Annotated in this window: 24 protein-coding genes; 12 read left to right on the forward strand and 12 right to left on the reverse strand. The window is 68.6% G+C overall.

The window, feature by feature from the left end:
* Positions 1–75: 75 nt before the first annotated feature.
* The 9 genes from I0K15_RS20780 to I0K15_RS20820 all read left to right on the forward strand — a co-directional run bounded on the left by I0K15_RS20780 (position 76) and on the right by I0K15_RS20820 (position 9995).
* On the forward strand, positions 76–1134 hold the full coding sequence (locus I0K15_RS20780) for a hemin-degrading factor (protein WP_196103380.1): 1059 nt from the start codon (positions 76–78) through the stop codon (positions 1132–1134).
* Positions 1131–1958: a heme/hemin ABC transporter substrate-binding protein gene (locus tag I0K15_RS20785; RefSeq protein ID WP_196103381.1), complete on the forward strand. Its 828-nt coding sequence runs from the start codon at positions 1131–1133 to the stop codon at positions 1956–1958. The genes I0K15_RS20780 and I0K15_RS20785 overlap by 4 nt, the downstream gene beginning before the upstream one ends.
* 2 nt (positions 1959–1960) lie before the next feature.
* The gene (locus I0K15_RS20790) at positions 1961–3037 is read left to right on the forward strand and encodes a FecCD family ABC transporter permease (protein ID WP_196103382.1); all 1077 of its coding nucleotides are present in this window, start codon (positions 1961–1963) and stop codon (positions 3035–3037) included.
* A gap of 6 nt (positions 3038–3043) precedes the next feature.
* On the forward strand, positions 3044–3820 hold the full coding sequence (locus I0K15_RS20795) for a heme ABC transporter ATP-binding protein (protein WP_196103383.1): 777 nt from the start codon (positions 3044–3046) through the stop codon (positions 3818–3820).
* Positions 3821–4110: 290 nt separating this feature from the next.
* On the forward strand, positions 4111–4398 hold the full coding sequence (locus tag I0K15_RS20800; RefSeq protein WP_196103384.1) for a DUF4212 domain-containing protein: 288 nt from the start codon (positions 4111–4113) through the stop codon (positions 4396–4398).
* Positions 4399–4404: 6 nt separating this feature from the next.
* The gene (locus tag I0K15_RS20805) at positions 4405–6186 is read left to right on the forward strand and encodes a sodium:solute symporter family protein (RefSeq protein ID WP_196103385.1); all 1782 of its coding nucleotides are present in this window, start codon (positions 4405–4407) and stop codon (positions 6184–6186) included.
* A 58-nt stretch (positions 6187–6244) separates the two neighbouring features.
* Positions 6245–8062, forward strand: a complete 1818-nt coding sequence (locus tag I0K15_RS20810) for a DUF294 nucleotidyltransferase-like domain-containing protein (RefSeq protein ID WP_196103386.1) — start codon at positions 6245–6247, stop codon at positions 8060–8062.
* A gap of 22 nt (positions 8063–8084) precedes the next feature.
* A complete protein-coding gene (locus I0K15_RS20815; RefSeq protein ID WP_196103387.1) occupies positions 8085–8600 on the forward strand; it encodes a hypothetical protein in 516 nt (171 codons plus the stop codon).
* 3 nt (positions 8601–8603) lie between these two features.
* A complete protein-coding gene (locus I0K15_RS20820) occupies positions 8604–9995 on the forward strand; it encodes a 3'-5' exonuclease (RefSeq protein WP_196103388.1) in 1392 nt (463 codons plus the stop codon).
* A 38-nt stretch (positions 9996–10033) separates the two neighbouring features.
* On the opposite strand, the gene I0K15_RS20825 is transcribed toward I0K15_RS20820, so the two are convergent.
* Together I0K15_RS20825 and I0K15_RS20830 are read right to left on the reverse strand one after the other, a co-directional pair.
* Positions 10034–12487, reverse strand: a complete 2454-nt coding sequence (locus I0K15_RS20825) for a fasciclin domain-containing protein (protein ID WP_196103389.1) — start codon at positions 12485–12487, stop codon at positions 10034–10036.
* 36 nt (positions 12488–12523) lie between these two features.
* The gene (locus tag I0K15_RS20830) at positions 12524–13018 is read right to left on the reverse strand and encodes a fasciclin domain-containing protein (RefSeq protein WP_196103390.1); all 495 of its coding nucleotides are present in this window, start codon (positions 13016–13018) and stop codon (positions 12524–12526) included.
* A gap of 212 nt (positions 13019–13230) precedes the next feature.
* Between I0K15_RS20830 and I0K15_RS20835 the strand changes: the two genes are divergently transcribed.
* Positions 13231–14025: a DUF6502 family protein gene (locus I0K15_RS20835; RefSeq protein ID WP_230374209.1), complete on the forward strand. Its 795-nt coding sequence runs from the start codon at positions 13231–13233 to the stop codon at positions 14023–14025.
* Between the two features lie 12 nt (positions 14026–14037).
* Entirely contained in the window at positions 14038–14988 is a 951-nt protein-coding gene (locus I0K15_RS20840) for a DUF5666 domain-containing protein (RefSeq protein WP_196103392.1), read from the forward strand.
* On the opposite strand, the gene I0K15_RS20845 is transcribed toward I0K15_RS20840, so the two are convergent.
* The 10 genes from I0K15_RS20845 to fnrL all read right to left on the reverse strand — a co-directional run bounded on the left by I0K15_RS20845 (position 14945) and on the right by fnrL (position 24455).
* Positions 14945–15679, reverse strand: coding sequence for an endonuclease III domain-containing protein (locus I0K15_RS20845; protein WP_196103393.1), 735 nt, complete (start codon positions 15677–15679; stop codon positions 14945–14947). The genes I0K15_RS20840 and I0K15_RS20845 overlap by 44 nt on opposite strands.
* Before the next feature lie 42 nt (positions 15680–15721).
* Positions 15722–15880 carry a cbb3-type cytochrome oxidase assembly protein CcoS gene (gene ccoS, locus I0K15_RS20850; protein WP_196103394.1) on the reverse strand — a complete coding sequence of 53 codons (159 nt, stop codon included), beginning with the start codon at positions 15878–15880 and terminating at the stop codon, positions 15722–15724.
* Positions 15877–18021, reverse strand: a complete 2145-nt coding sequence (locus I0K15_RS20855) for a heavy metal translocating P-type ATPase (protein WP_196103395.1) — start codon at positions 18019–18021, stop codon at positions 15877–15879. The genes ccoS and I0K15_RS20855 overlap by 4 nt, the downstream gene beginning before the upstream one ends.
* Positions 18018–18482 carry a FixH family protein gene (locus I0K15_RS20860; RefSeq protein WP_196103396.1) on the reverse strand — a complete coding sequence of 155 codons (465 nt, stop codon included), beginning with the start codon at positions 18480–18482 and terminating at the stop codon, positions 18018–18020. Before I0K15_RS20860 ends, I0K15_RS20855 begins: the two co-directional genes overlap by 4 nt.
* A complete protein-coding gene (ccoG, locus tag I0K15_RS20865; protein WP_196103397.1) occupies positions 18479–20020 on the reverse strand; it encodes a cytochrome c oxidase accessory protein CcoG in 1542 nt (513 codons plus the stop codon). Before ccoG ends, I0K15_RS20860 begins: the two co-directional genes overlap by 4 nt.
* A 118-nt stretch (positions 20021–20138) precedes the next feature.
* Positions 20139–21005 (reverse strand): cytochrome-c oxidase, cbb3-type subunit III, encoded by an 867-nt coding sequence (gene ccoP / locus I0K15_RS20870; protein ID WP_196103398.1) that lies wholly within the window; start codon positions 21003–21005, stop codon positions 20139–20141.
* Complete coding sequence (locus tag I0K15_RS20875) at positions 21002–21223, reverse strand: cbb3-type cytochrome c oxidase subunit 3 (protein WP_196103399.1); 222 nt, start codon at positions 21221–21223, stop codon at positions 21002–21004. The genes ccoP and I0K15_RS20875 overlap by 4 nt, the downstream gene beginning before the upstream one ends.
* Positions 21224–21233: 10 nt before the next feature.
* Positions 21234–21959 (reverse strand): cytochrome-c oxidase, cbb3-type subunit II, encoded by a 726-nt coding sequence (gene ccoO, locus I0K15_RS20880; RefSeq protein ID WP_196103400.1) that lies wholly within the window; start codon positions 21957–21959, stop codon positions 21234–21236.
* Positions 21960–21971: 12 nt separating this feature from the next.
* Complete coding sequence (gene ccoN, locus I0K15_RS20885) at positions 21972–23597, reverse strand: cytochrome-c oxidase, cbb3-type subunit I (RefSeq protein WP_196103401.1); 1626 nt, start codon at positions 23595–23597, stop codon at positions 21972–21974.
* Positions 23598–23714: 117 nt separating this feature from the next.
* A complete protein-coding gene (fnrL, locus tag I0K15_RS20890) occupies positions 23715–24455 on the reverse strand; it encodes a transcriptional regulator FnrL (protein WP_196103402.1) in 741 nt (246 codons plus the stop codon).
* A gap of 68 nt (positions 24456–24523) precedes the next feature.
* On the opposite strand from fnrL, the gene hemN reads away from it, so the two are divergent.
* Entirely contained in the window at positions 24524–25879 is a 1356-nt protein-coding gene (gene hemN / locus I0K15_RS20895) for an oxygen-independent coproporphyrinogen III oxidase (RefSeq protein ID WP_196103403.1), read from the forward strand.
* The last annotated feature ends 11 nt before the right edge of the window (positions 25880–25890 follow it).

Consider the following 25890-nt stretch of genomic DNA (forward strand, 5'->3'; position numbering starts at 1 on the left):
TTACCCCGCGATCCAGCCGCGGCCCCGCCGCTCGCCAGACCAGCGCTCTTTACCGACACGAAGAGGAGCTGCCCGATGGCGACGCGCCCCCAAACCACGCCCGAAGAGCTGCGCACAGCACTGGCGGAGCATCCGAACCTGAGGCCGAGGGACCTCGCGCAGAAGCTCGGCGTGAGCGAGGCCGATCTGGTCGCAGCACAGGTCGGCCACGGCGCGACGCCCATCGTCGCGGCCCCCAAGCGGCTGATCCCCGCCGTCGAGGCGCTCGGCGAGGTGATGGCGCTCACCCGCAACGACCACGTCGTGCATGAGAAGATCGGGCGCTACGCCAATTTCCACGACGGCGACCATGCCGCGATGGTGCTGACCGAGGAGATCGACCTTAGGATCTTCCCGCGCCACTGGGTCCATGCCTTCGCCGTGGAGCGCGAGACGCAGGGCGCCGTGCGCCGCAGCGTCCAGGTCTTCGACGCGGCGGGCGATGCGGTCCACAAGGTCTACCTGCGCGACGGCTCGCCGCTCGCCGCCTGGACCGCCCTGCGCAACACCCTGATGACCGGCCTCGTCGGCGAGCACCTCGCCCTCGACCCGCGTGTGCCGGTGGAGGCCGCGAAGGGCGATCGCGCCAAGGCCGATACGCTGCGGGCCGAGTGGGACCGGATGACCGACACCCACCAGTTCCTGCGCCTGACCGCGAAGCTGAAGATGAACCGGCTCGGCGCCTATCGGATGGTGGGCGAGCCCCATGCGCGCGCCCTCGCCCCCTCCTCCGCCGTGCAGTTGCTCAGCGACGTGGCGGTGGCGGGGCTGCCGGTGATGCTCTTCGTCGGCAATCGCGGCTGCATCCAGATCCACTCCGGCCCGATCGGGGGACTGACGCCGATGGGGCCATGGCAGAACGTGCTCGACGACGGGTTCAACCTGCACCTGCGCGCCGACCGCGTGGCAGAGGTCTGGGCCGTGCGCAAGCCGACCAAGCGCGGCGAGGCCGTCTCGCTGGAGGCGTTCGACGGCGAGGGCGGCCTGATCTTCCAGCTTTTCGGCCTGCGCAAGGAGGGCGTGGACCACGTCCCGGACTTCGCGCGGCTCGTCGATGCGCTGCCCACGGCCGAGATGGAAAGGGCGGCGTCGTGAAACGGCTGGCGCTCTGCCTCGCCCTCGCCGCCCTGCCCGCCTCCGCCGAAGGGGAACGGGTGCTCAGCATCGGCGGCTCAGTGACCGAGATCGTCTATGCGCTGGGCGAGGATCACCGGCTGGTCGCACGCGACACGACCTCCGTCTGGCCGCCCGCAGCGCTCGCCCTGCCCGACGTGGGCTACATGCGGGCCCTGGCGCCGGAGGGCGTTCTGTCCGTCGCGCCCGACCTCATCATCGCGGAGGATGGGAGCGGCCCGCCCGAGACGCTGGACGTGCTGCGCGCCGCTCAGGTCGAGTACGTGACCGTCCCCGACGGCTTCGACCGCCCGGCCGTTCGCGCGAAGATCGAGGCGGTGGCGGATGCCCTCGGCGTGCCCGAGCGGGGCGCGCGGCTTGCCGACCGGGTGGATGCGGAGCTGGCAGCCGCGGCCGAGATCGAGACACCGGGGCCGAAGCGCGTCCTCTTCATCCTGTCCACGCAGGACGGTCGGATCACGGCGGCGGGCACGGACACCGCCGCGGACGGGATCATCACGCTCGCGGGGGCCGAAAACGCGCTGACGGGCTTCGAGGGCTACAAGCCGGTCAGTGCCGAGGCGATCGGCGCCGCCGCCCCCGACGTGATCCTGATGATGGACCGGCGGGAAGGGCACGCGGTGAGCGATGCGGACCTCTTCGCCATGCCCGCCATCGCCGCGACCCCGGCGGCGCAGGGCGAGAACGTCGTGCGCATCGACGGGCTGCTCCTGCTGGGCTTCGGCCCGCGCACGCCCGAGGCGGTGACCCGTCTCAACGCCGCCCTCTACGGGGAGCGGAGCTGAGCGTGGCCGCCTGGAGTTTCACCGCCGTCTGGGCCTCGCCCGGCGGCGACCGGCAGCACCGCGCGCGGGCGGTCTTCGCCGGGCTCGTCGCGGTGACGGTGCTCGTCGGGCTTGCCAGCCTCAATGTGGGCGCGACGGATACGCCGGCGCTCGGCACGCTGCTGGCATTGCTCTCCGGCGAGGTGGTGGAGCTGCGCGCACGGATCGTGCTCCTCGACATTCGCCTGCCGCGCCTCGCGATGGGCCTGCTGGTGGGGGCGGCGCTCGCGGTTTCTGGCGCGGTGATGCAGGGCCTCTTCCGCAACCCGCTGGCCGATCCCGGGCTCGTGGGCGTGGGGGCCGGGGCGAGCCTTGGCGCCATCTCGGCCATCGTGCTCGCGGGGCTGCTGCCCGCCTGGGCGATCGGGTGGACAGGCTCCTATACGGTGGCACTGGCAGCGTTTGCGGGCGGTTGGGCGACGACGCTGCTGCTCTACCGCGTCTCGACGCGGCATGGGCGCACCTCGGTCGCGGTGATGCTGCTGGCGGGCATCGCGCTCGCAGCGCTGGCGGGGGCCGCGTCGGGCGTCCTCGTCTACATGGCCGATGACGCGCAGTTGCGCAGCCTCACCTTCTGGGGCCTCGGATCCCTGGCGGGGGCGACGTGGGCCAAGGTGCTGGCCGCCGCCCCCCTGATCCTGATCACGATCTTCGCCGCACCGTTCCTCGCGCGAGGTCTGAACGCGCTTGCGCTGGGCGAGGCCACGGCGGGCCATCTCGGCATTCCGGTCCAGCGGGTGAAGCGCGCGGCGATCCTGCTGGTGGCCGGGGCGACGGGGGCGGCCGTCGCCGTCTCCGGCGGGATCGGGTTCATCGGGATCGTCGTACCACACCTCCTGCGCCTGCTGATCGGGCCGGACCATCGCTTCCTTTTGCCCTGCGCCGCGTTGCTCGGCGGGACGCTGCTGGTCGCGGCCGACATGGTGAGCCGCACGGTCGTCGCCCCCGCCGAGTTGCCGATCGGGATCGTAACCGCGCTGCTGGGCGGGCCGGTCTTTCTCTACATCCTGCTGCGCAGCCGCGGCGTTCTGGACATGTGAGTGCCCATGCTGATCGCGAGAAACATCGAGGTGAGGCTGGGCGGGCGGGCCATTCTCGCAGGCGTGGACTTCACGGCGCGGGCCGGGGAGCTGACCGCCATCGTCGGCCCAAACGGCTCGGGCAAGACGACGCTGCTGCGCGCGCTGACCGGCGATGTCGCGTTCGAGGGCACGCTCACGCTGGAGGGAACACCGCTTGCCGACATCCCGCCCTGGCAGCTCGCCGGGCGCCGCGCGGTGCTGCCGCAGCAGACGCGCCTCGCCTTTCCGTTCACGGTGCTCGAGGTCGTGCGGCTCGGCCTGATCGCGGGCGAGATGGCCGGGTACCGCGATCTGCCCGCCCGGGCGCTGGCCCGCGTTGGCCTCGTCGGCTTCGAGGGACGCTATTACCACGAACTCTCGGGCGGAGAGCAGCAGCGTACGCAGCTCGCCCGCGTCCTGCTGCAGGTCTGGGAGCCGGTGGCGGAGGACGGGCCGCGCTGGCTCTTCCTCGACGAGCCGGTCTCCGCCCTCGATATCGGGCACCAGATTGAGGTCATGCGCCTCGCCCACGACTACGCGCAGGCCGGCGGCGGCGTGATCGCGGTGATGCACGACCTCAACCTGACCGCGATGTTCGCCGACAGCGTCGCCTTGCTCCAGGACGGTGCACTGGTCTGCCAGTCGACCCCGGCCGAGGTCATGCAAGACGACCGGCTGTCGCAGGCCTATGGCTGGCCCCTGCGCGTCAGCCGCCCGCCCGCGGGCGACACACCGTATATCCTGCCGCAAGCGGCAGATTAGACACGACTTTCCGAAGACGAGATGGGGCATGTGACGCGGTTGCCGGAGATCAGACTTTAGTCGCAGCCTGCCAGTCTCGAATTGATATTCGACGTTGACGCAGGTCAAATTCAACCTGCGATCGATGCGGTTAGGCTGGGCAGGCCCCTTTCAGGGTGCTCTCGGGCACCTTTTTTCGGGGCCACCAACTTGGCTGTTCAGCCGCGCCGGATCACCGGCAGCCTGACCCACGGGGCCACACCAAGGCGTCTCGCGCCGGCCCGGCAACAATAATGACGGAGGAACGCCCGATGGCGGATCAGATTTCGAACAGCCCGGCCAGGGCAGCGGAAAGCGGGAAAGGGTATTGGGCCGCCAATGTGCGCCTGATCATAGGATGTCTCATTGTCTGGGCGCTGGTCTCGTTCGGCTTCGGCATCCTGCTGCGCCCGCTCCTGTCCGGCATCCCGGTCGGAGGGGCCGACCTGGGCTTCTGGTTCGCCCAGCAGGGCTCGATCATCGTCTTCCTCTGCCTGATCTTCTTCTACGCCTGGCGGATGAACAAGCTCGACCGTGACTACGGCGTGGACGAGGAGTAAGGCGCGATGGATCAGTATACCCTCAACCTTCTCGTCGTGGGCGCGACCTTCGCGCTCTACATCGGGATCGCGGTCTGGGCCCGGGCGGGCTCGACCTCGGAGTTCTATGCCGCGGGCCGGGGCGTGCACCCGGTCACCAACGGCATGGCCACGGCGGCGGACTGGATGTCGGCCGCCTCCTTCATCTCCATGGCGGGTCTCATCGCCTTCGGCGGCTACGGCGCCTCGTCCTTCCTGATGGGCTGGACCGGCGGCTACGTGCTGCTCGCCCTGCTGCTCGCGCCCTATCTGCGCAAGTTCGGCAAGTTCACGGTGCCCGAGTTCATCGGCGACCGGTTCTACAGCCCGACCGCGCGTCTGGTGGCGGTGATCTGCCTGATCGTCGCCTCGGTCACCTACGTGATCGGTCAGATGACGGGCGTGGGCGTCGCGTTCTCCCGCTTCCTGGAGGTGTCGAACTCCACCGGTCTCTTCATCGGGGCGGGCGTGGTGTTCCTCTATGCCGTTCTTGGGGGCATGAAGGGCATCACCTACACCCAGGTCGCGCAGTACTGCGTGCTGATCACGGCCTACACGATCCCGGCGATCTTCATCTCGCTGCAACTGACCGGCAACCCGATCCCGGGTCTCGGCCTCTTCTCGACGCACGCAGCATCGGGTGAGCCGCTCTTGGGCCGTCTCAACGAGGTGGTGCAGGAGCTCGGCTTCGGCGCCTATACCGAGCAGGACGGAACGCCCTCCTCGGTCATCAACATGACGCTCTTCACCTTCTCGCTGATGATCGGGACCGCGGGCCTGCCGCACGTGATCATCCGCTTCTTCACGGTGCCGCGCGTCGCGGATGCCCGCTGGTCCGCCGGCTGGGCGCTGGTCTTCATCGCGCTGCTCTACCTCACGGCTCCGGCAGTGGGTGCGATGGCGCGTCTGAACCTCGTCGACACGATCTATCCGAACGGCACGACCGAGCAGCCGCTCGCCTATGCGGACCGGCCGGAATGGATCAGCAACTGGGAGGTCACCGGGCTCCTGTCCTTCGAGGACAAGAACGGCGACGGCCTGATCCAGTGGTACAACGACGGGGACGAGGCCTTCGCGGCCACCGCGGCCGAGCGTGGCTGGCAGGGCTCGGAGCTCACGGTGAACCGCGACATCCTCGTGCTCGCCAATCCGGAGATCGCCGGTCTGCCGGGCTGGGTGATCGCCCTCGTGGCGGCAGGCGGCCTTGCGGCGGCGCTGTCCACCGCGGCGGGCCTCCTGCTCGCCATCTCGTCGGCGGTGAGTCATGACCTCATCAAGGGGCAGCTCAACCCGAATATCAGCGAGAAAGGGGAGCTGTTGGCCGCACGGATCGCGATGGCGGTGGCCATTGCGGTGGCGACTTATCTGGGCCTCAACCCGCCGGGCTTCGCCGCGCAGACGGTGGCGCTCGCCTTCGGGCTCGCGGCGGCCTCGATCTTCCCGGCGTTGATGATGGGCATCTTCATGAAGCGCATCAACAATAAGGGCGCGGTCGCGGGCATGCTCGCCGGTCTGATCTTCACGCTGGTCTACATCTTCCTGCACAAGGGGTGGTTCTTCATCCCCGGCACGGCCAGCTTCCCGGACACGATCCAGGGCTCACTCTTCGGCATCCAGTCCACTGCGATCGGATCCGTCGGCGCGATCCTCAACTTCGCGGTGGCCTACTTCGTGTCCAACGCGACAGAGGACACGCCGGAGGAGATCAAGGCGCTGGTCGAGAGCGTCCGCATCCCGCGCGGTGCGGGTGCGGCGGCCGCCGACCACTAAGACCCCTTGCCCCCGCCGGTTCGTCCGGCGGGGGCTTCCTACGACGACGGAGCCTCCCATGGCGGATGCGAGCGAGATCGCGACCTTCCTCTCCCGCCTGGCGCCCTATTCCAATCTCACGGACAGTACGCTGGTGCCATTGGCGGCCGCCTTCGAGCGCCGCCATATCGCGCGCGGCGACACGATCTACTCGGTGGGCGAGCGGCTCGACGGTCTTTACGTGATCTGCGACGGCGCGGTCCGCATCGACGATGCGAGCGGCGAGGTGCTGTCGCATCTGCGCGCGGGCAACAGCTTCGGCGAGCGGGGGCTTATGCAGGACGGCATCGCGCCGACCTCCGCCCGCGCCACCGCCGAGACGGACCTGCTGCTCCTGCCCGCCGGACGCTTCCGCGCACTGGTGGAGGCGGATGAGAGTTTTCGCGACTTCTACGCGCGCAACCGCGCCGAGCCGCTGCGCCGCGCGCCGACGCTTGCGGAGACGCGGGTCGAGACACTGATGCACGGCGCGCCGCTGACCACGGCCCCCGACACCACCATCGCCGAGGCCGCGCGCATGATGCGAGACGCCCATGTCTCCAGCCTCATGATCGTCGAGGGCGAGGCGCTGGCCGGGATCATCACCACCCGCGACCTTGCCGGCCGCGTCGTGGCCGAGGGGCTGGAGACGGGCCGCCCCGTGCGCGAGATCATGACCGCCGATCCGCTTAGCCTGCCGCCCGACGCCATCGGCTCCGACGTGCTCAATGCGATGATGGAGCGGGGCATCGGCCATATCCCGATCACGCAGAATGGCGCGCCGGTTGGGATCATCACGCAGACGGATCTCACGCGGTTCCAGGCCGACAGCTCCGCCACGCTGATCGGCGACATCGCGGCGGGTGAGAGCGCGGATGCGCTGGCCGCGATCACTGCGCGCATCCCGCGCCTGCTGGTCCAACTCGTCGCTTCCGGCAACCGGCATGAAGTCGTCACGCGCCTCATCACCGACATCACCGACGCCGTCACCCGCCGCCTGCTGAAACTGGCGGAGGCGGAGCTCGGCCCGCCGCCCGCCCCCTATCTCTGGCTCGCCTGCGGCAGCCAGGGGCGGCAGGAGCAGACGGGCGTGAGCGATCAGGACAACTGCATGATCCTCGACGACGGCGCAGACCCGAACGATCCTTATTTCGCGGAGCTTGCCAGGCGGGTCAGCGACGGGCTCGATCGCTGCGGCTATTTCTACTGCCCCGGCGACATGATGGCGACGAACCCGCGTTGGCGGCAGCCACTCTCCGTCTGGCGCAGCTACTTTCAAGGCTGGATCGACAAGCCCGATCCGATGGCGCAGATGCTCGCCTCCGTCATGTTCGACCTGCGCCCCATCGGCGGGACGACATCGCTCTTCAACGGCCTGCAGGCGGAGACGCTGGCGGCCGCCTCGAAGAACTCGATCTTCGTCGCGCACATGGTCTCCAACTCGCTGAAGCACCATCCGCCGCTGAGCCTGTTGCGCGGGATCGCGACGGCCCGCTCAGGCGCGCATCGCAACCGGGTGGACCTGAAGCTGAACGGCGTCGTTCCGGTCGTCGATCTCGGCCGGGTCTATGCCCTGCGCGGCCAGCTCACCGCCGCCAACACCCGCGCCCGACTGGTGGCCGCTCGGGAGTCCGGTGTCGTAAGCCAACGCGGCGGACAGGACCTGATCGACGCCTACGACCTGATTGCCATGGCCCGCCTCGAACATCAGGCGAGCCGAATCCGCGCTGGAGAAGCGCCGGACAACTATCTGCCACCAAAGGAGCTTTCGGAATTCGAGCGCAGCCACCTTCGCGATGCATTCGTGGTGGTCCGCTCCATGCAATCGGCCGCGACACAAGGCCAGGGCGTGCTGTAAACTCGCCCAAAGGGAGGAAAATATGCTCTTCGAGCTGATTGCGACGGTCACGGCCGGCTTCGCCGCTGCCGGGCTTGTCCTGCTCATCCGTCGTTTCGTCACCCTGCCCCGCTGGGCGATGCCCGCGGGTGCGGGGCTCGCCATGCTCGCCTTCGCGATCTGGTCGGAATACTCGTGGTTCGACCGGACCACCGGCGGCCTGCCCGACGGGATCGAGGTCGCCCGCACGGTGGAGAGCACCGCGCCCTGGCGCCCGTGGACCTACGCCGCGCCCTTTGTCGATCGGTTCATCGCGGTGGATCTCGCTTCCGTCCGGACCAACGAGGCGGTGCCGGACCAGCGGATGGTCGACCTCCTCGTCTTCCAGCGCTGGACCCCGGTGGGTCGCGTGCGTGCCGTCTTCGACTGCGCAGGCGGGCGACGGGCCGATCTGGTGGAGGGCGTGAGCTTCACCGACGACGGGCGGATCGAAGGGGCCAGGTGGGTCGAGATGGGGCCGGAGGATCCGGTCTTCGCCCAAGCCTGCGCGGGGGTCTGAGCGGTGGGGCCCCGCCGCCGCTTCCTCGCCCTCCTCACCGGTTTCGCGCTCGCGCTCTGCGCGCTCTTCGCCGTGGCCCTCTGGCTCGGCTGGCGGCAGGCGGGCGGGCCGGTGGCGCCGTTCCTCTCCGCTGGGCTGATCGGGGGCTTCGCGGCGCTGCTGCTGACCGCAGGACTGTGGCTGTTCCTCGACGAACAGGTGGTGCGCCCGGCCCTGCGCATCGCCGCCGCCTTCCGCGCGCGGGCGCATGGTGAGACCAAGGGCGCCCTGCCCCCCGCGCCGCATCTGGGCGACCTCGTCCCGGCAGCGACCGCGCTCTGCGACAGCCTCGACGCCGCGCGGGCCGACATGACCGCGCGGCTGGCGGAGGAGACGGCACTGGTGGAGGCCGAGCGTGCGCAGCTGGCCGCCCTCCTCTCAGAGATCCCGATCGCGGTGATGACGGTGAACGCCGCCCACCAGATCACGCTCTACGACCGGCAATGCGTGCACATGCTGGGGCATGTCGCGCCGCTCGGCCTCGACCGCTCCGTCTTCGACTATGTGGAGGAGACGGCCCTGCGCACGGCCCTCGGTGAGCTCGACGCGGCCGCGGGCCGCAACTTCATCGACGTGGAGCTGCCGACCGCCGATGGCAGCGGCCTCGTCAGCACGCGCCTGCGCCCGATCGGGCGCAACCAGGGTTATATGCTCGCCATGGAGGTCGAGAACGCGGTCGTCGCAGAACGCCCGCTGGTCTTCGACTTCGGGCTGATCGACCGGACGCCGGGGGCGGAGCTCGCGGATCGTCCGCTCTCCCACCTCTCCTTCGTGGTGTTCGACAGTGAGACAACGGGGCTCGACCCGGCGAAGGACGCGGTCGTGCAACTTGCCGGAGTGCGCGTGGTCAACGGGCGTGTGGTGGAGGGCGAGGTCTTCGACCACCTCGTCGATCCCGGCCGCCCGATCCCGCCAGTCGCGATCCGCGTGCACGGGGTCACGAACGAGATGGTGGCGGGCGCCCCGCCGCTCGCCAAGATCGGCCACGACTTCCACGAGTTCGCCCGAGGCGCGGTGCTGGTCGCGCACAACGCGCCCTTCGATCTTGCCTTCCTGAAGCGGGAGGAAACGCGGATCGGCAAGTGCTTCGACCATCCGGTGCTCGACACGGTGCTCTTGTCCGCGGCCCTGTTCGGGGAGAGCGAGGAGCATACGCTCGACGCCATCGCCGAGCGGCTCGACGTCGCCATACCGGGTGCTGACCGGCACACGGCGCTCGGTGACGCGCGCGCCACGGCGGAGGTGCTGGTGAAGATGATTCCGATGGCCGAGGGGATGGGCATTCGCACCTTCGGCGAGGCGGTCGAGGTGATGCGCCGCTTCACCCGTCTGCTGCCCGATCTCAACCAGGCCTGAGGGGATGCGGTGCCCCCCGGGGGGGACACCGCGAAAGCTCAAAGCTCGAAGTGATCGGCGGTGAGGCTCGACGCCTCGACCCCCGCAAACCGCACCGAGGTGGAGCCGAGGTCCAGCAGCGCGTCGTCGCCGTTCTGGCTGAGCGCGTCGAACACCTCGTCGATGCCGTCGAGGCGCAGCCGCTCCAGGTTCACCATGTCCACGCCCGCCTCGAAATCGGTGATCGTGTCCTCGCCGCTGCGGCGCGCGAAGATGAAGGTGTCGGCATCGGCGCCGCCGGTGAGCTGGTCGTCGTCGCGCCCACCCCAGAGCCGATCCTCGCCCTCGCCCCCGTCGAGCGTATCCTCACCGCGCCGCCCGAGCATCCGGTCGTCGCCAAGCCCGCCGAGGCCGGTATCGTCGCCACGACCCAGCGAGATCACGTCATCGCCCTCCTTGCCGAAGACGAAATCGTCGTCGCGACCCGTGAAGATCCGCTCGTCGCTCTCGTCCCCGATGATGAAGTCGACCGCGTTCGAGCCGTCGCTCTGCAGCACGTCGACCGGCAGCAGCACACCGTCGAGCACATGGGCGATGCCGTTCGATACCGGGATGTCGAGTGCGATCAGGTTGGGATCGGCCACGTCCGGATCCGCGTCTACAAGGCTCGCGCCGTTCACGCCGAGCGTCGCGCCGTCGAGCAGCGTCGGGATGCTCTCGGCGGCCAGCACGTCCTCGGAGCCAAGGGCGGCCGGGACCACGTGGTAGGAGAGGATATCCGTCAGCAGCCCGATCGGATCGCCCTGGCTCAGCAGCGTCAGCGCATCGACGAGGAAGCCGAACGCCTCGCCCTCATCCTCTCCCTCGAAGCCGAGCGCATTGGTGAGGCCGACGAAGGCCGCATCGTTCGGGGCGAAGACCGTGAGCGCAGCGTCGGGATCGTTCAGCGCGCCGGTGAGCCCTGTGAGTTCGACCGAAGTCAGCAGCAGGTCGAAATCGGTGGCATCCGTGTCGAACGCGCCACCGCTGGCAGCGACGATCCCGGCAAGCGTGGGCAGCTCCGGCTCCGCCGGCTCATTGCCGGGGATGTCGATCGGCAGCAGCACCCGGTCGATGCCCTGGATCGTTCCGTTCTCCGCCGGGATATCCGGAACGACGATGTTCGGGTTGGCCACATCGGGTTCGTTGTCGACGAGTTCGGTGCCCTCCGACCCGAAGGTCGCACCGTCGAGCAGCGTCTGCACGGCCTCGGCGTCGTCGACCTCCTCCGCCGACTTCGCGCCGGGCGAGACGTGGTAGAGGAGCACGTCGGTCAGCAGCGGGATCGGATCGCCGCCGCCAAGCTCGGTCAGCGCGGCGACGATGGCGTCGAAGACCGCGTCCTCGTCGGACGTGTCACCTTGGAAGCCGAGATCGACGGCAAGCTGCGTGAACGCCGCATCCGTCGGGGCGAAGACCGTGACATCGTCCAGCCCGCGCACTGTCTCCGTCAAACCCGCTGCGTCGAGCGCACGGACGAGCAGATCGAAGTCGTCGGAGCCTGCGGCGATGTCCACGATGTTCTCGGGTGCGGGCTCGTTGCCGGGAATGTCGATCGGCAGCAGCACCCGGTCGATACCCTGGATCGTTCCGTTCGCGGCGTTGATGTCGGGGGCCACGATGTTGGGGTTGGCGACGTTGGGCTCGTTGTCGATCAGCTCCGTGCCCTCGGAGCCGAAGGTCGCCCCCTCCAGCAGCGTCGCGACCGCCTCCTCGGTGTCGACCTCAGCCGCCGTCTTCGCACCCGGAGAGACGTGGTAGAGGAGCACGTCAGTCAGCAGCGGGATCGGATCGCCGCCGCCGAGCTCTGTCAGCGCGGCAACGATGGCGTCGAACACCGCATCTTCATCGGAGGTATCGCCTTCGAAGCCGAGATCGACGGCAAGCTGGGTGAACGCCGCATCGGTCGGCGCAAACACCGTGACGTCCGTCAGCCCCTGCACCGTCTCCACCAGCCCGGCCGCTTCGAGTGCGCGGACCACGAGATCGAAATCCTCCGACCCCGCCGCGATCTCCACGATGTTGGGTGCAGGCTCACCGGCGCCGAACCGGGAGTACTCCACCCCGCGGCCGAAGATGTTGAAGTCGTGGCCAACCATCAGCTCTGCGCCTGGCTCCGGCACATGGTTGACGAAGGTGAAGTAGTCCTCGTCACCGTGCTCCTGCTCGATCTCCACCAGGATGAAGCGGTTGCCGTCCTGATCAAAGACCTCGTAGGCGCGCTCGGCATAGATCTGCCCGCCATTGCCCTCATCCGCGCCGAAGCGGGCCAGCGTCGCCTCCTGCCCGCGGAAATCGACCGCACGCTCGTTGAAGAGGAGGCTGTCGCCGGACAGGCGGTTGTCGTTGTCCGTCACCGAGATCTGGATCGTCGGGGCGGGCGGCAGGGTGAAACTCACCCCTGTCGAGATCTGGCCTTCGCCGATATCGCTTTCGGCGAAGGCCGTGAAGTTGAACGTTCGTGAATCAGGCATCTCAAACTCTCCTCAAGACAGGGGTGAAGGCTTCCGTCAGCTCGGAAGAAGGACGGTGTCGATGACGTGGATCACGCCGTTCGACGCCATGATGTCGGGGGTCACGACGGTCGCGTTGTTCACGCGCACACCGCTGGTGCCGTCGACCGCGACCGACTGGCCGTTCACCGTGTCCACGCTCAGCGTCTGGCCCGCGAGATCGGCGGCGAGCACCCGGCCCGGCACGACGTGATAGGTCAGCACGGCGGCGAGCTGCTCCTGATTGGCGGGCTCCAGCAGGCTCTCGACGGTGCCCGCGGGAAGGGCGGCGAAGGCGGCATCGGTCGGCGCGAAGACGGTGAACGGACCCGGGCCCTTCAGCGTCTCGACAAGGCCCGCGGCCTGAACCGCGGCAACGAGGGTGTTGAAGTCGTCCGCGGCGATAGCGGTGTCGACAATGTCGGGCCCGGCGGCGGTCATCCCGGCGCAGCCCGTGAGCAGCCCTGCCCCGGTGAGGCCGGCCGTTGCGATCAGAAACCTGCGGCGATCCATGGTGTCTCTCCTGTCTGTGGCCCGGCCTGTTCGGACGGACGCGATGGCTTATGATTTTCCGTGTGCAATTTTCACACGCGCTACAGGGTGACGCAGTTGGGCCGAAGGTCAACATATCGGGTGGAATTTTTTTACACGGCGCATATGCTTGGATCATGAACGGTGAACCGACAGATCTGGGATCGAACGCTTTTCTCCGCGTTCTCAGGGGCTTGCTCCGCCCTCTCGTGCGCACGCTGATTGCGCGCGGGGTGACTCTTCCGTCGGTTTATCGGCTGCTGAAACAGGTCTATGTCGAGGTGGCGGAGAGTGATTTCCGTCTCGATGACGAACCGCCGACCGACAGCCGCATCAGTCTTCTGACCGGGGTGCACCGCCGCGACGTGCGCGCGATCCGCACGGCGGAGGACGATCCCGACGCGCCGCTGCGCCAGCGCACGACCCTGCTCGCGACGGTCGTCGGAAGCTGGCTCGCCAACCCCGAGACGCGGGACGAGGACGGCTCACCGCGCCCCCTGCCCAAGGCGGGCGAGGACGAGCCGAATTTCGAGAGCCTGGTGCGCGCCATAAACCGCGACGTGCGTCCCCGCACCCTGCTCGACGAACTGATGCGGCAGGGCCTCGTGGCGGAGCGGGAGGATGGCCTGCTGGAGCTGACGCCCGACGCCGTCCTCGGCCCGGCGGAGGACGATCAGAAGATGGTGTTCTTCGCTGCCAACGTGGGCGACCACCTTGCTGCGGCAGCCGAAAACATGCTGGCCGACCAGCCGCCCTTCCTCGAACGGGCCGTCTTCTACAACCGTCTGCGCCCCGGTTCGGTCGACGAGATCGAGGCCGCCGCACGCACACTCAGCCAGGACATGCTGGTCGAGGTGAACCGGCGGGCGCGCGCGTATCAATCCGACGACAAAGACGCGCCCGAGGGCTCTCACCGCTTCCGCTTCGGCGTATATTTCTATAGAGAAAACAAGGCGTCGGCGGACAGGCCCGACGGGAACGAGGACTGAGAGGTGGCGGGTTTGAGGCGCAGGCAACTCCTCGCGGGCGCGGCCGCGACGGCACTGGCGGGCTGTGCCGCACCCTTCATCGTGGCCGACCGGGAGCGCGACCCGTTGGAGGGCGGCATCGGCGGCACCGGCATCGTCGGCCTGCTCACCGATTTCGGCAGCGTCATAGTGGGCGGCCTGCGGGTCGAGCTCGACCGCGGCACGCGCATCGTGAGCGCCTTTGGCTCTACGGATGAGGATGCGCTGGCCATCGGCACACCGCTCAGCGTCGAGGCGCGGCGCGACCGCGGGGCGCTGGTCGCGGCCCGGATCTTCCTGACGCAACCGCTGATCGGCGCGGTCAGTGCGGGGGCCGATAGTGTTCCGCGCGTGAACGGCGTCGCGATGCAGATCGAGCCCGGCGCACTCGGCACGGCCGCGCCCGGCACGCGCGTCTCCGTCAGCGGCATCTGGGATGGCGAGACCGTGATCGCGAGCCGGATCGACGCGGCACCCGACCCGCGCGACGTCATCGCCGGGGTGGTCCGTCGCGACGCCGCCGGTCAACTCAGCATCGGCGGCACTATGCTTCAGATCGGCGCCAACCAGCCGCGCCCCCTGCCCGGCCGTTTCGCCACCGCCATCGGCCGCTTCGCCGACGGTGTGCTGACGACCGAGCGTGTCACGCTGGGGCGGTTCGCGGGCAGCGCCGGCGATCTGCGGCAGCTCGCGGTGGAGGGGTATCTGGAACCCGTCACCGCCGATCCCGGTTTCCGCATCGCGGGCCTCGGGCACAGCTTCGACGAGCAGGTGCAGCTCGCCCCGCTGGCGCGGGAACGTGCGGTCTACTACGGGCCCTATGACGGCGAGTTCCGGGCGGCGCAGGCTCTCATCCTGCCACAACGCTTCGACACGCGCCGGACGCTGCTGCGCACCCGCCTCACCGATCCGACGGCGAGTGAGGTGGTGGGTCTGCGCCCCTGACGACCCGCGCCGAGCGGCAGAGATCCGCGATCGGGCAATGATGACAGCTCGGGCTGGTCGGCCGGCAATGACGCTGCCCGAGGATCTTGACCACCTGATGATGCGCATCGAGATCGTCGGCGCTCCAATTCGGCGGCAGCAGAGGCATGACGATATCGTAGGCCTGCCGCACCGTGGCGCGAGCCCCGATCACACCGACCCGGCGCAGCACTCGGACATGGTGGGAGTCCACGACCAGCGCGGGCCTGCGCCACGTGCTGAAATTCAGGATCGCCGCCGCCACCTTCCGCCCGACACCCGGCAGCCGTTCGAGCACCTCGAGCGCTTCCGGCACCGGCAAGTCCCCGATCCGCTCGAGCGATGGCACCCCATCGGCCCCGCTGATCGCGGCCAGAGCGCCCTGGATCTGCGGCGCTTTCGTCTCGGGAAAGGTGACGTCGTGGATGGTGTCGCGTATCCCTTGCTCCGACGCGTCGCGCACGGCCGCCCAGGAGCCGTACCGCAGCCAGAGCCGCCGGAAAGCGGCCTTCGACACAGCACCCTTCGTCCGCCCGCTGAGTTGCGCCAGCACGAGCTGGCTGACCGGATCAAGCCGCGAATAGTCGGTGGGCGGACCGAACGCCTCCATCAGGCGCCGGTGGATCTCCGCCAGCAGCGCCGGGCGTCCGTCGAGATTGAGCGCGAGTTGCATGATGCCTCAGCATACACGCAAAACGAGAACAAAGAAAGAACATCAGCGCTTGGGCGTCTCGTCGTAGTCCGTGATCAGGATGCGCCGACTGTCGCCTTCGGGATCCTCGAACTGCCGCGATCGCAGCGCCCAGAAGAACGCCGCGAGGCCGAGCCCGCCGAGCAGCAGCGAGGCCGGGATCAGGTAGACCAGCACCGTCATGAGACCCTCCTGAGCCGCAATGCGTTCAACGACACGGTAACCGAGGAGGCCGACATCGCCAAGGCGGCCGCCAGCGGCGTGGCGAACCCGGCGAGCGCGATGGGGATCGCGACGAGGTTGTAGAGGGTCGCGATGTTGAAGTTCTCCTTGATCCGCCGCGTGGCCGAGCGGGCGGTTGCGACGGCGACCGGCAGCGGCTCCAGCGAGCGGCCCAGCAGCACGATGTCGGAGACGGCGCGGGCGGCCTCCAGCGCGCTTGCGGGCGAGATCGAGGCATGGGCGGCAGCGAGCGCGGCGGTGTCGTTGAGCCCGTCGCCGACCATCAGGACGCGGGCGCCCTCCTCCGCCAGTGCCTCGACGGCGCGGACCTTGTCGTCGGGCAGCAGGCCCGCCTGCCAGGTCTCGATGCCGGTGCGCGCGGCGACCCGCGCGACCGCGGGGGCGGTGTCGCCGGAGAGCAGTACCGTGCGAAAACCCTTGGCCTGCAGTGCCGCGACCGCCTCGGCCGCACCCGGCCGCAGGCGATCCTCGAAGCGGAAGACGTGGACGGCGTCGCCGATGGCGAGGTAGGTCGCGGTCTCCTCCACCGGTTCGGCCCCGACCCAGGCGGCGCGGCCGAGGCGCACCGGGTTGCCGCGCCACGTGCCCTCGATGCCGCAACCGGGCACCTCCTTCAGGTCGGCGAGCCGCGCGGCTGCCGTCTCCCGCAGATCGGTGTTCAGCGCGCGGGCGAGTGGGTGGGCGGATCCGGCGGCGAGCGCCACGGCGACGGCGCGCACCTCGGCGGGCTTCTCTCGCGCGTCGAGGGGCAGCGGCTCGCCCTCCGTCAACGTGCCGGTCTTGTCGAAGACGACCGTGTCGACCTCGGCCAACCGCTCCAACGCGGTGGCACTCTTGATGAGCAGGCCCTGGCGGAACAGCGCCCCCGACGCGGCGGTGGTCACCGCCGGAACCGCGAGGCCGAGGGCGCAGGGACAGGTGATGATAAGCGTCGCCACCGCGATGTTCATGGCGAGGCGCGCATCCCCGGTCGCGGCCATCCAGGCGGCGAAGGCGGCGAGGGAGAGCAGGTGCACGACCGGCGCGTAGATCTGCGCGGCCCGGTCGGCGAGCGAGGTGTAGCGGTTGCGCGAGGCCTCGGCGATCGAGACAAGATCCGCCATCCGGTGCAGCGAACTGTCCTGTCCCGCCGCGGTCACGCGCAGCGTGAGCGGGCCGGTCAAGTTCACCTCACCGGCGGCCAGCGCGCTGTCGGGACCGGCGGGGACCGGCAGGCTCTCCCCGGTCAGGTGAGAGCGATCGACCTCGCTTGCGCCCTCGGTCACTACGCCGTCGGCAGGCACGCGGGCGCCCGGCAGGACGCGGATCAGATCGCCGGGGCGCAGGTCGGCCACCGCGACCAAATCGCCGTCGGGTCGCAGGGCGCGCGGCACTTCGAGTGCGGCCAGTTCCTCCGCCGCCGATCGGGCGACGGAGCGGGTGCGCTGGTCGAGATACCGACCCGCGAGCAGGAAGAAGGTCAACGACAAAGCCGCGTCGAAATAGGCGTGCCGCCCACTCTCCGCCGTCTCGTAGATCGACATGGCGGCGGCCAGCACGATGGCGAGCGAGATCGGCACGTCCATGTTGAGCCGCCAGCCCTTCAGCGCTGACCATGCGCTGGCAAAGAACGGCTGGGCGGAAAACGCGATCGTCGGCAGCGCGATCGCGGCGGAGATCCAGTGGAAGAGGTCGCGCGTCGCCTCCGTCGCACCCGACCAGACGGCGACCGATAGCAGCATCACGTTCATCATCGAGAAGCCCGCGACGCCGAGGCGCAGCAGCAGCGCGCGGGCGCGCCGGTCGCTCTCGCTTGCGGTGAGCATCCCCTCGTCGAGCTCGCGGGCCTCGAAGCCGGCGCGCTGCAGCGCTTCGGAAAGGGCCGTCGCATCGCCCTCAGGCGCATCGATCCGCGCCCGCTTCAGCGTGAGGTTCACCCGGGCGGAGCGGACACCGGGCTGGGCACGCAGCACCCGCTCCACATCCGCGATGCAGCCCGCACAGTGGATGCCAGGCAGGGACAGCAGGATCTGCCCTGCCCCCTCAGCCGCCACCTCCTGCGCCAGCGGAGCGGCGACGCAGCCCGGGCAGCCTCCACTCATCCCGCGTCCCCGGTCAGCACGATGACGCGCTGGCGGAACTGGGTACCGTCGGCGGCCTCGGCCACCATGCGCAGGTTCCAGTTGCCGGGACCGAGATCGACCGGGGCCACATGATGGCGCCCGTCGAAGGTGAAGGCGGGGACGACGTCCTCACCCACATGGGTCGCGCGGCCCAGCACGCCGTCTAGGCTCACCGGCTCCACCGGCGCGCCATCCGCATCGAGGATCGAGAGCCGGATCATGCCGTCCACGAGGCGGGCCGACACGTCCCAGCCGAGCGCCTCCTGCGCGGCGCGGTCGGCGTCGAAATGCTGGCTTGCGACGTAGGAGTTCTTTACCTCCAGCCCCGGGAAGGTCCGCACCGCGTTCACGGCGAGCGTCATGTTCACCGTGATGATGATGGTGAAGGCGGAGGCGATGGCGAAGAAGACCTGACGGCCGGTGATGGGATGCGCGATCATTGCGTTGCTCCGTTGAAAATGGTGTCGACGCCCGCCCGGTTTGCGTTGCCGGTATCCTCGACCCAGAGGCGCAGCTCGGTCCGGTCGGCGCTGGCCGCTTCACTGCCTGCGGGGGCGGTGACGTAGACGCGGCGTTCTAGGATCTCGTCGGCGGGCACCTCGACGGTGAGGTTGCTGCCGTTGTCGATGCTGAGCGAGAGGTCCGCCGCACTCTCCAGCGACAGCTCGAAGGTCCGCGCCTCGTGCTGCTTGTTCAGAAGGCGCACGTCGTAGGCGTTGCGGATGGCGCCGTCCGACATGATGACGAAAGTGGGGTTGCGGATCGGGGCGACGGTCATCTCGACCTCCGGCCGGATGAAGAGCGCGAAGACGAGGCCGACCCCCACCAGCGACCACAGCGCGGTGTAGAGGATCGTGCGGAAGCGCAGGACGTGCTTCCAGACCGGTGTGGGCTCGGCCCCCGCACGCTCCGCCGCCTCGTCCTTCAGCGCCATGTAGTCGATCAGGCCGCGCGGCTTGCCGATCTTCTCCATCACGTCGTCGCAGGCATCGATGCAGAGCGCGCAGGTGATACAGGCGAGCTGCTGCCCCTCGCGGATGTCGATGCCCATCGGGCAGACGTTGACGCAGGCCATGCAGTCGATGCAGTCGCCGGGACCGGTGGTGACCGGCTCTCGCGTCCGCTCCTGCCCCGGCATCGGGATCACGGGATAGCGGGCCTGCTGGCCGGGCCCGGCGGCTTGGGCCGCGGCCTCGGCCTTCATCGCCTCCTCCATCGAACGGCGGCGGACATTGCCCTTGCCCCGCGGCTCGCCCCGCCACTCGCGATAGGCGACGGTGATCGTGTCCTCGTCCATCATCGCACCCTGGATGCGTGGCCAGGGGCACATGTAGATGCAGACCTGCTCTCGCATGAAGCCGCCGAAGATGAAGGTGGTGGCCGTCAGGATCCCGATCGTGGTGTAGGCGACCGGATGCGCCTCGAACCGCCAGAGGTCGGCGGCGAGCGTAGGCGCATCGGTGAAGTAGAAGACCCAGGCGCCGCCCGTCAGAAGGCCGATCAGCAGCCAGACGATCCACTTGGTGATCCGCAGCCGGGCCTTCCGGACGCTCCACGGCGCGTTCCAGAGCTTCACCCGCGCATTGCGATCCCCCTCGATCCAGCGTTCGACGAGGATGTAGAGGTCGGTCCAGACGGTCTGCGGACAGGTGTAGCCGCACCAGACCCGGCCGAGGGCTGCGGTGAACAGGAACAGCCCCAGCCCCGACATGATGAGCAGCCCCGCGACGAAATAGAACTCGTGCGGCCAGATCTCGATCCAGAAGAAGAAGAAGCGGCGGTCGGCGAGATCGACCAGCACCGCCTGGTCCGGCATCTCCGGCCCGCGGTCCCAGCGCAGCCAAGGCGTCAGGTAGTAGATGCCCAGCGTGATCCCCATGATCCACCACTTGAGCGTGCGGAACCGGCCCGAGACGCGGCGCGGAAAGATCGGCTCACGCGGGGCATAAAGGACCGGGGCATCATTGGTGGAGGACATGGGGCATCCTGTCTTGCTTACCGCCTTGGTGCCCGTCAGGCGCGTCCGGGTCCTTGACCTGCGTCAAACGGAACCGGAACGCGCCCTCGATCGGCGGTGGATCGCCTGCGGCAGGGTGTCACTCCCCGCCGCCGAGGCCGTGCACGTAGAGCGAGACGGCGTTGATCTCCGCATCGCTGAGCCGCGGCTCCCAGGGCGGCATCACGCCGAAGCGCGAGTTGGTCACCGTCTCGGTCAGCGTCTCGACGTCACCGCCATAGAGCCAGATGGCATCCGTCAGGTTCGGGGCGCCCACGTAGATATCGCCCTCCCCCGCATCGCCGTGGCAGGCCGCGCAGTTGTCGAGGAAGAGCGGCTCGCCCTCCGCGGCCAGCGGCGCGCTGTGCTGCTGGTTGGAGATGGAGAGGACGTATTGCACCACCGCGTCGATCTCGTCTTCCGAGAAGATCATGCCGTAGGCCGGCATCTCCGACCACCGCGTGTCCGGGTCGTCGTTGCGGATGCCGTGGCGGACGGTCCAGGCGATGTCGTCGACCGTACCGCCCCAGAGCCAGGCGTCGTCGAGCAGGTTGGGATAGCCCGCCGCCTGCACGCCGGCGGCACCCGATCCGTGGCACTGCGAACAGTACGTGCGGAAGATCGCCGCCCCCTTGTTGGTCGCGAAGGAATGCAGCGGATCGCCTGGCTCGACGGTCGTTAGGTCGGCGGCAGCGAGCGTCGTCTCCAGCTCCGAATTGGCCTCGGCTGCCGCGGCGATGTCGGCCGCCACGTCGGCGCGGGTGGAAAAGCCCAGCAGACCGGGCGTCGCCGAGCTGATCAGCGGCCAGGCGGGAAAGGCGATGGTGTAGATCACGCCCCAGACGATCGTGGCGTAGAAGGTCCACAGCCACCAGCGCGGCAGCGGGTTGTTGTACTCCTCGATCCCGTCCCAGCTGTGGCCGGTTGTCCCGACATCGTCCTTCGTTTCTTCTGGCTTGTCGCTCATGGCTGCAACTCCTTCAGCAGCGCGTTGGCCTTGCAGTCAGGGCACTTGCCTGTGCAGGCGGGCTTGTCTTCGTGGCGGAACGGGATGCGCGCGCACTCGTCGTGCCCCGCCCGGCTGCCGGGCCGGAACGCCCAGACGATCACGCCGAGGAAGAAGAGCAGCAGGAACAGCATTGCCCAGCTGTCGGCGAACTGGCGCAGGAGGGAATAGGTATCCATCGTGGCCTCCTCAGCGGCTTTCGTCGGGAACGAAGGTGGAGAAGTCGACCAGCGTGCCGAGCATCTGCATGTAGGCGATCAGCGCGTCCATCTCGGTCAGCGCCGACTGTCCGTCGAAGTTGCGGACCTGCGCGCCGGGATAGCGTTCGAGGAGCCCGTCGGAGTCCCCGTCGACCGTCGCCTGCACCAGGAAGTCTGCGACGGCGGCGTCGATCATCTCGTCGCTGTAGGGCACGCCGACCGCACGGTGGGCGAGCAGGAGGTCCTGCACGTAATCCGCCTCGATCCGCGTCTCGGCGAGGAAGCCGTATTTCGGCATGACCGATTCCGGCACCACCGATTGCGGGTCGATGAAGTGGTCCACGTGCCACTCGTCCGAATAGCGCCCGCCGACCCGTGCGAGGTCCGGCCCCGTCCGCTTCGACCCCCACTGGAACGGGTGGTCGTACATCGATTCCGCAGCGAGGCTGTAGTGGCCGTAGCGTTCCACCTCGTCGCGCATCGGGCGGATCATCTGGGAGTGGCAGACATAGCAGCCCTCCCGCACGTAGATCTCCCGCCCCGTCAGCTCCAGCGGGGAATAGGGACGCACGCCCTCCACCTCCTCGATGGTGTTCTCCAGGTAGAAGAGCGGCGCGATCTCCACGATGCCGCCGATGGTGACGACCAGAAAGCTTCCCGCGAGCAGCAGCGTCGCGTTCTTCTCCAGGATGCTGTGTTTGTCGAGAATGCCCATGTCCGGCTCTCCTTATTCAGCCGGAGCCATGACGGGCGTGTCGGCCTTGGCCGGAGCACTCCGCACGGTCATCCAGAGGTTGTAGCACATGATCAGGGCACCCGCGAGGTAGAGCACCCCGCCGAAGGCACGCACCAGGTACATCGGGAACTTCGCGCTCACCGTGTCGGCGAAGGAGTTGACGAGGAAGCCCTGCGCATCGACCTCGCGCCACATCAGACCCTCCATGATGCCCGTCACCCACATCGCGGCGGCGTAGAGGACGATGCCGATCGTCGCGAGCCAGAAGTGCCAGTTGACGAGCGCCAGCGAGTAGAGGCCCTGCCGCTGCCACAGCCGCGGCACCAGGAAGTAGAGGGCCGCGAAGGTGATCATCCCGTTCCAGCCGAGCGCGCCCGAATGCACGTGCCCGATGGTCCAGTCGGTGTAGTGGCTCAGCGAATTGACCGCGCGGATCGACATCATCGGCCCCTCGAAGGTCGCCATGCCGTAGAAGGCGAGGCTGACCACCATCATGCGGATGATCGGATCGGTGCGGATCTTGTCCCACGCGCCGTCCAGCGTCATGAGTCCGTTGATCATCCCGCCCCAGGACGGCATCCACAGGATGACCGAGAACACCATGCCCAGCGTCGAGGCCCAGTCGGGCAGCGCGGTGTAGTGCAGGTGGTGCGGCCCGGCCCAGATGTAGAGGAAAATCAACGCCCAGAAGTGGATGATCGACAGCTTGTAGCTGAAGATCGGCCGCTCGGCCTGCTTCGGCACGAAGTAGTACATCATGCCGAGGAAGCCCGCCGTCAGGAAGAAGCCCACGGCGTTGTGCCCGTACCACCACTGGGTCATCGCGTCCTGCACGCCCGCGAAGAGCTGGACCGAGCGCGAACCCCAGATCGAGACCGGAAGGCTAAGGTTGTTGACCACGTGCAGCATCGCGACGGTCACGATGAAGCTGAGCAGGAACCAGTTCGCGACGTAGATGTGCGGCTCCTTCCGCCGCAGGATCGTGCCCATGTAGACGGCGAGGAAGGCGACCCAGACGATGGTCAGCCAGATGTCCACGTACCACTCGGGCTCCGCATATTCCTTCGACTGGGTGGCGCCCAGCAGATAGCCGGTCGCGGCCAGCACGATGAAGAGCTGGTAGCCCCAGAACACGAACCACGCGAGGTTGCCGCCCCACAGCCGCACCGCGCAGGTCCGCTGCACGATATAGAAGGACGACATAATCAGCGCGTTGCCCCCGAAAGCGAAGATCACCGCCGAGGTGTGCAGCGGCCGCAGCCGTCCGAAGTTGGCATAACCTTGCGCCCACTCGAAATTCAGCGCCGGAAAGGCGAGCTGGAAGGCGATGAAGACGCCGACGAGGAAGCCCACGACGCCCCAGAAGGCGGTCGCGATCGCGCCCGCTCGGATCACGTCGTCCATGTACTCGCTCTCGCGCGCCTCAACGGCCGCGAGGCTCGGCGGCTCGTTGGTGCGTGAGAGCGTCCAGATGAACATCGCGCCCGCGATCACGGTGATGATGAGCGCGTGCACCATGTAGGCATCGTCACGGGCGAAATTGGCGGCCATCGCGGCAAAGAGCGTCACGACCGCCAGCGCCACGAGCTTGAGTGTGTCCCACACGGTGTTCGACATGGAGTTCTTCCCTGATGCAAATCGGGTTGTGCATCTCGGGGTGTGGCGACTATCCGCCGAAGTCGCCTTGACCTGGATCAAGGCGACACTTTCGTCGCAGTCAGGGACGAAGGGACGTCAGATCAGGGGGCCGCCATCGGCGTCGTCACCGGTCTCGGCGAGCAGACGCTCGAAGTCCGGGACCTCGATCCCGCGCGTGCCCTGCAGTCTGATGACACCGTCGCGCTTTAGCGCGGAGATCTGGCGGCTCACCGTTTCCAGCGTCAGGCCAAGGTAGTCGGCCATCGCTTCACGCGTCAGCGGCAGGGTGAAGGACGCCTCCCGGGTGAGCGTCGCCTGACGCAGCGACGCCTCGCGTCGAGCGAGGATGGAGAGGAGGCTCGCGATCTTCTCCCGCGCGGTCTTGCGACCGAGGATCAGCATCCACTCGCGCGCGGCGTCGAGCTCGTCGAGCGTCATTTCCAGGAGGCGTTGGCCGATGTGAGGCGTGGAGTTCAGCAACTCCTCGAACGGCCCCCGGCGAAAACAGCAGAGCGTCAGAGGAGAGACCGCGACGACATCGTAGGCAGCAGTGCGGCGACCAGGCCGGCCCAGGAAATCGGCGGGCAGAAGCAGCCCCACCATCTGGGTGCGCCCGTCTTCCAGCCCCTGGCTGAGCGAGGCGACACCGGTCACGACGGAGGCCACGAATTCCATGTCGTCGCCCGAGAACACGATCGGCTCTCCGGCCTCGTAGTTCCGGTAGGTCTTGATTCCCTCGAGGATCTCCAACTCGTCGGCCTCGCAACGCGCGCACACGGCGTTGTGCCTGATCGGGCAGGCCGCGCAATCCCTTGGTTCTACTGTCAGTTTCGTCATCCCGAACCCACGCGCGGCCTTGACCTGCATCAAGGACACCCACTTCCAACAGTTCGTAGCTTAAGCGTATGAAAAACGTCCAGCAACTCCGCGATCTCGGGCTCTTCGACGCGCGCGTGCCGCGCTACACGAGCTATCCGACTGCGGCCCGCTTCACCGATGCCGTGGGATCCGCCCAGACTGCGGAGTGGCTGCGTGCCATGCCCGCGGGCACCGATATCTCGCTTTACGTCCATGTCCCGTTCTGCCGCCGGTTGTGCTGGTTCTGTGCCTGCCGGACGCAGGGCACATCGACGCTGGCTCCGCTACTGCCCTATCTTGCGACCATCAAGCAGGAAATCGGCCTGATCGCCGAGGAACTGCCACCGGGCACCCGGCTCGCCCGGCTGCACTGGGGCGGCGGGACGCCGACGCTGCTGAGCCGCGAGCTGATCGCGGAGCTTGCGGGCGCCATCTTCGAGCGGTTGCCGCTCGCACCCGGAGCCGAGTTCTCGGTCGAGATCGACCCGACCGAGCTCGACGAGGAGCGGATGGATGCGCTCGCCGCCGTCGGCCTTACCCGCGCGAGCGTCGGCATCCAGGATTTCGACCCGGCGATCCAGGCCCTGATCGGCCGGTCGCAGAGCTATGCCGAGACCCGCGCCGCGGTCGAGGGGCTGCGGGACCGTGGCGTGCTGAGCCTCAATGCCGACATGCTCTACGGCCTGCCCGACCAGACCCCGCAGCAGATCGCGGAGAGCATGCAGCAGCTCCTGTCGCTGACCCCGGACCGGGTGGCGCTCTTCGGCTATGCGCATGTGCCGTGGATGGCGCGGCGGCAGGCGATGATCCGGACGGAGTCCCTGCCCGGCCCCGAGGCGCGGCTGGACCTCTTCGAGACGGCGCGCGAGTTGCTGGCCTGGGATGGGTATCGCGAGATCGGGATCGATCACTTCGCGCGGCCCACCGACGGGCTGGCGCGGGCGGCGGCGACGGGCGAGCTGCGGCGGAACTTCCAAGGCTATACCGACGATCCGTCCGAGGTGCTGATCGGGATCGGCGCCTCCGCGATCTCCCGCTTTCCGCAGGGCTATGCGCAGAACGCCGCCGCGACGGCGCCCTACCAGGCCGCGGTGCGCGGCGGGCGGCTCGCGACGGCGCGGGGCCATGCCTTCGCGGGCGAAGACCTGCTGCGCTCCGACGTGATCGAGGCCCTGATGTGCGAGTTCGCCGTCGACCTAGAGGCGGTGGCCCGGCGTCACGATGCGGATCCGGGGCTGCTGGAGCCGATGGCGGCCTCCGCACTCGCCACCTTCGCCGACGTGCTGGAGCGTGATGGGCCGGTGCTGCGGATCACGCGGGTCGGCCGCCCGCTCGCCCGGATCATCGCGCGCAGCTTCGACGCCTACGCGATGGATCCCGCGGGACACAGCGCGGCGATCTGAGTGCCGAGGGC

The sequence above is a fragment of the Pontivivens ytuae genome, assembly GCF_015679265.1.
Lineage (GTDB): Bacteria > Pseudomonadota > Alphaproteobacteria > Rhodobacterales > Rhodobacteraceae > Pontivivens > Pontivivens ytuae.

Bases quoted from the DNA above. Each gene is read 5' to 3' on its own strand.
- ccoO (WP_196103400.1), bottom strand. From the start codon at position 21,959: ATGGGCATTCTCGACAAACACAGCATCCTGGAGAAGAACGCGACGCTG.
- I0K15_RS20860 (WP_196103396.1), bottom strand. From the start codon at position 18,482: ATGATCGCGCATCCCATCACCGGCCGTCAGGTCTTCTTCGCCATCGCC.
- ccoG (WP_196103397.1), bottom strand. From the start codon at position 20,020: ATGTCCTCCACCAATGATGCCCCGGTCCTTTATGCCCCGCGTGAGCCG.
- fnrL (WP_196103402.1), bottom strand. From the start codon at position 24,455: ATGACGAAACTGACAGTAGAACCAAGGGATTGCGCGGCCTGCCCGATC.
- hemN (WP_196103403.1), top strand. From the start codon at position 24,524: ATGAAAAACGTCCAGCAACTCCGCGATCTCGGGCTCTTCGACGCGCGC.
- I0K15_RS20875 (WP_196103399.1), bottom strand. From the start codon at position 21,223: ATGGATACCTATTCCCTCCTGCGCCAGTTCGCCGACAGCTGGGCAATG.
- I0K15_RS20825 (WP_196103389.1), bottom strand. From the start codon at position 12,487: ATGCCTGATTCACGAACGTTCAACTTCACGGCCTTCGCCGAAAGCGAT.
- I0K15_RS20830 (WP_196103390.1), bottom strand. From the start codon at position 13,018: ATGGATCGCCGCAGGTTTCTGATCGCAACGGCCGGCCTCACCGGGGCA.
- I0K15_RS20815 (WP_196103387.1), top strand. From the start codon at position 8,085: ATGCTCTTCGAGCTGATTGCGACGGTCACGGCCGGCTTCGCCGCTGCC.
- ccoS (WP_196103394.1), bottom strand. From the start codon at position 15,880: ATGACGGTGCTGGTCTACCTGATCCCGGCCTCGCTGCTGCTCGGCGGG.
- I0K15_RS20845 (WP_196103393.1), bottom strand. From the start codon at position 15,679: ATGCAACTCGCGCTCAATCTCGACGGACGCCCGGCGCTGCTGGCGGAG.
- I0K15_RS20800 (WP_196103384.1), top strand. From the start codon at position 4,111: ATGGCGGATCAGATTTCGAACAGCCCGGCCAGGGCAGCGGAAAGCGGG.
- I0K15_RS20795 (WP_196103383.1), top strand. From the start codon at position 3,044: ATGCTGATCGCGAGAAACATCGAGGTGAGGCTGGGCGGGCGGGCCATT.
- I0K15_RS20855 (WP_196103395.1), bottom strand. From the start codon at position 18,021: ATGAGTGGAGGCTGCCCGGGCTGCGTCGCCGCTCCGCTGGCGCAGGAG.
- I0K15_RS20810 (WP_196103386.1), top strand. From the start codon at position 6,245: ATGGCGGATGCGAGCGAGATCGCGACCTTCCTCTCCCGCCTGGCGCCC.
- ccoN (WP_196103401.1), bottom strand. From the start codon at position 23,597: ATGTCGAACACCGTGTGGGACACACTCAAGCTCGTGGCGCTGGCGGTC.
- ccoP (WP_196103398.1), bottom strand. From the start codon at position 21,005: ATGAGCGACAAGCCAGAAGAAACGAAGGACGATGTCGGGACAACCGGC.
- I0K15_RS20805 (WP_196103385.1), top strand. From the start codon at position 4,405: ATGGATCAGTATACCCTCAACCTTCTCGTCGTGGGCGCGACCTTCGCG.
- I0K15_RS20780 (WP_196103380.1), top strand. From the start codon at position 76: ATGGCGACGCGCCCCCAAACCACGCCCGAAGAGCTGCGCACAGCACTG.